3 protein-coding genes and 1 pseudogene are annotated in these 3,233 nt (G+C 72.5%); 3 read left to right on the top strand and 1 reads right to left on the bottom strand.

What is annotated here, in order from left to right:
* Window positions 1-438: 438 nt before the first annotated feature.
* The 3 genes from ACFW2E_RS18070 (at window position 439) to ACFW2E_RS18060 (ending at window position 2,720) form a co-directional block, all read left to right on the top strand.
* A complete protein-coding gene (locus ACFW2E_RS18070; RefSeq protein WP_384467477.1) occupies window positions 439-807 on the top strand; it encodes a hypothetical protein in 369 nt (122 codons plus the stop codon).
* A gap of 21 nt (window positions 808-828) precedes the next feature.
* On the top strand, window positions 829-1,758 hold the full coding sequence (locus ACFW2E_RS18065) for a 5'-3' exonuclease H3TH domain-containing protein (RefSeq protein WP_384467510.1): 930 nt from the start codon (window positions 829-831) through the stop codon (window positions 1,756-1,758).
* A gap of 113 nt (window positions 1,759-1,871) precedes the next feature.
* Entirely contained in the window at window positions 1,872-2,720 is an 849-nt protein-coding gene (locus ACFW2E_RS18060) for a siderophore-interacting protein (protein WP_384467475.1), read from the top strand.
* A gap of 157 nt (window positions 2,721-2,877) precedes the next feature.
* Here ACFW2E_RS18060 and ACFW2E_RS18055 read toward each other — a convergent pair.
* Window positions 2,878-3,222: pseudogene (locus ACFW2E_RS18055) on the bottom strand (iron transporter); the annotation flags it as partial.
* Window positions 3,223-3,233 lie beyond the last annotated feature (11 nt).

Here is a 3,233-nt window from a genome sequence, read left to right as displayed (position 1 = left end):
CCCCGGCGCCCCGCCGGCCCGCCCCCCCCCAGCGGGCGGTGTTTTTTTTGGTTGGGCCCCCCAGCGGCCCTGCACCCCCTCTCCGCGGGCGGGCGCGCGGGGGGGTCCCCGGCCGCGGGCCCCACCGCTCCTGATGAGTTCTCTGCACCCTACGCATGTTCGGCAAACCGTTTCACGCGGCCGTCACATCCATGTCATGTCGCGCGCACCCCACCCCTACGGTTCGCGCCAGTGGTCGAGGCCTTCTCGCCCGCGGGCGGCGGGCACGCGGTCCCGTGTCACGCCTTCGGTACCGTGCGCGATCGGCCGCTCCGGCCGGCGGCCGCGCGGAGCTTGGGCGAGGGCGTAGCGCTACGTGGTTGGCCGGATCCTTCTCGTGGACGCGTCGGGTGCCTAGGATCACCGCCGGTGGTGCACATCGCTGTTGGGGGGACGACCGTGGAACGACCGGACGACCGTCTCGCGTCCGCTCTGCGCTTCGCGACGGAACTCGTGGCCTGGGTGGCGACACCCTGGGCCCTCGCCGGGTACTCCCGGCCGCTCGCCGTGCTCTCGGTGGTGCTGCTGATCGGTCTCCCGACCGTCTTCGCGACGCCGGGTGACAAGGCGAGCGTGATCGTCGCCGTTCCGGGGCCGGTCACCGTGGCACTGGTACTGCTCCAGCTCGTCGCGGCCGTGGTCTCGGCATGGTTCGTGCTGCCCGCCTGGGCCGCCGTCCTCGTGTCCCTGCTGGCCGCCGCCACGCTCGTCACGGAACAGCCGCGCCGGCGCCGGCTGTGGAGGCTGCCGCTCCGCGCCGACGCGTGACTGTCGGTGCCGTGCGGCATGATGCGTGGCGTGACCGGACGACTGATGCTCCTCGACACCGCCTCGCTGTACTTCCGTGCCTACTTCGGCGTCCCGGACTCCGTGCGGGCTCCGGACGGCACACCGGTGAACGCCGTGCGCGGGCTGCTGGACTTCATCGACCGGCTGGTCAAGGACCACCGGCCGGACCTCCTGGTGGCCTGCATGGACGCCGACTGGCGGCCGCAGTGGCGGGTCGACCTCATCCCCTCCTACAAGGCGCACCGGGTCGCCGAGGAGCACGAGACGGGACCCGACGAGGAGGAGGTGCCGGACACACTCTCCCCGCAGGTACCGGTCATCGAGGCCGTGCTCGACGCGCTCGGCATCGCACGGGTCGGCGTCGAGGGGTACGAGGCCGACGACGTGATCGGCACGTTCACCGCGCGCGCCGGTGGACCGGTGGACATCGTCACCGGTGACCGCGACCTGTACCAGCTGGTCGACGACGCCCGGGGTGTGCGGGTGCTGTACCCGCTCAAGGGCGTGGGCACGCTGCAGATGACCGACGAGACCCTGCTGCGCGAGAAGTATGGGGTCGACGGCAGTGGGTACGCGGATCTGGCGCTGCTGCGCGGCGACCCGAGCGACGGACTGCCCGGTGTGCCCGGCGTCGGCGAGAAGACGGCCGCCAAACTGCTGGCCGAGTTCGGGAACCTGGACGGGATCATGGCTGCGGTGGACGACCCGAAGGCGAAGCTCACGCCCTCCCAGCGCAAGCGGCTGGAGGAGGCCCGGCCGTATGTCGCCGTCGCGCCGAAGGTGGTACGGGTCGCCGCCGACGTACCGCTTCCGGACGTCGACACGAGGCTGCCGCACGCGCCGCGCGACCCGGCGGGGCTGGACGCGCTGGCGATGCGCTGGGGACTGGGGGGTTCCCTGCACCGGCTTCTGACGACGCTGGGCGCGTGAGCGGCGCAGGTCATTTTCCAGCAAAACGCGTTCACCCGGTCCGCATGATGAAGGTGTTGGTCAAAAGGGGATGCTAACTTAGGTAAACCTAACCAATGGAGCAGGAGGCCGTCATGGCAGAGCGCCCGGGACGCAGGCCGCGGAAGCCCCATTCCGCCCAGGTCGTTCGCACGGAGCGGCTCACCCCGCACATGCAGCGCGTGGTCCTGGGCGGCGACGGCCTCGCGGACTTCGCGGCGGACACTTGCACCGACCACTATGTGAAGCTCCTGTTCGGCGCCGACGGCGTGACCTATCCGGAGCCGTTCGACATGCAGCGGATCCGTGAGGAGTTCCCGCGCGAGCAGTGGCCGGTGACCCGGACGTACACGGTGCGGAGCTGGGACCCCGAAACCAGGGAGCTCGCCCTGGACTTCGTGGTCCACGGGGACGAGGGCCTGGCCGGTCCCTGGGCGCTGCGGGCACGACCCGGCGAGGTCGTGCGTTTCATGGGACCCGGCGGTGCCTACGCGCCCGACGTGAGCGCCGACTGGCATCTGCTCGTCGGCGACGAGAGCGCGTTGCCCGCGATCGCCCGCTCCCTGGAGGCGCTGCCCAAGGGCGCCAAGGCCTTCGCCTTCGTCGAGGTCTCCGGCCCGGCGGAGGAGCAGAAGATCGGCTCCGACGTGGAGGTCGTCTGGCTGCACCGCGGGGACCGGCCCATCGGCGAGGCCCTCGTGCAGGCCGTACGGGCACTGGAGTTCCCGGCGGGCCGGGTGCACGCGTTCGTGCACGGCGAGGCGAGTTTCGTGAAGGAGCTGCGCCGGCTCCTGCGGGTCGAGCGCGAGATCCCGCGCGAGGACCTGTCGATCTCCGGCTACTGGCGCCTGGGCCACAACGAGGACGGCTGGCAGGCCTCCAAGCGGGAGTGGAACGCCCGCATCGAGGAGGAGCAGGAGGGCGGCACGGCGGCCGCGGCCTGAGACACCGGCAACGGGCACGGGGGGGGGCCCCCGCGGGTGGCCGCCGGGGCCGTTTTTAGCCCCCCCCCCGATGGGTACACACACCCCCCCCCCCCCACCCCCCGTGTGTACATGGTCTGGGGGGCTCGTTTTTGTTTATACGCCCCCGCCGGCCGCCCCCCGGCCCGTCGGCCCTCTCCCGTGCGAGCAGCGCGGCGACGGTGACGGCGTCGACGGGTGGGGCCGAGGCGGGCGCGTCGGCCAGGCGCGGGAGGCCGAAGCGGTGCCATCCCGTCGGCGACCAGTAGAGGACGGGAACGGCCAGGGCGGTACCGCTCGACGGCAGCGGTACGTCGAGGTCGCCGTTGTCGGGAGCACGGGCGTCGGTCTCGCGCGCCCAGCAGCGCAGCAGGTTCTCCACGGCCGCGGCCTGCGCCTCGGCGTACGGGTCCGGACCGCTTGACGCGTCGGCGGGGGTCGCGGGCGCGGGAACGACGCCGGAAGCCGGCCCGGAGGAGGACAGGGCGCCGGAGG

Source organism: Streptomyces sp. NPDC058964 (assembly GCF_042741275.1).
GTDB lineage: Bacteria > Actinomycetota > Actinomycetes > Streptomycetales > Streptomycetaceae > Streptomyces.
Note: the sequence above shows the minus strand (reverse complement) of the source record. Positions and strands in the feature narration are given on the sequence as shown.

Bases quoted from the DNA above. Each gene is read 5' to 3' on its own strand.
- ACFW2E_RS18065 (WP_384467510.1), top strand. From the start codon at position 829: ATGCGTGGCGTGACCGGACGACTGATGCTCCTCGACACCGCCTCGCTG.
- ACFW2E_RS18060 (WP_384467475.1), top strand. From the start codon at position 1,872: ATGGCAGAGCGCCCGGGACGCAGGCCGCGGAAGCCCCATTCCGCCCAG.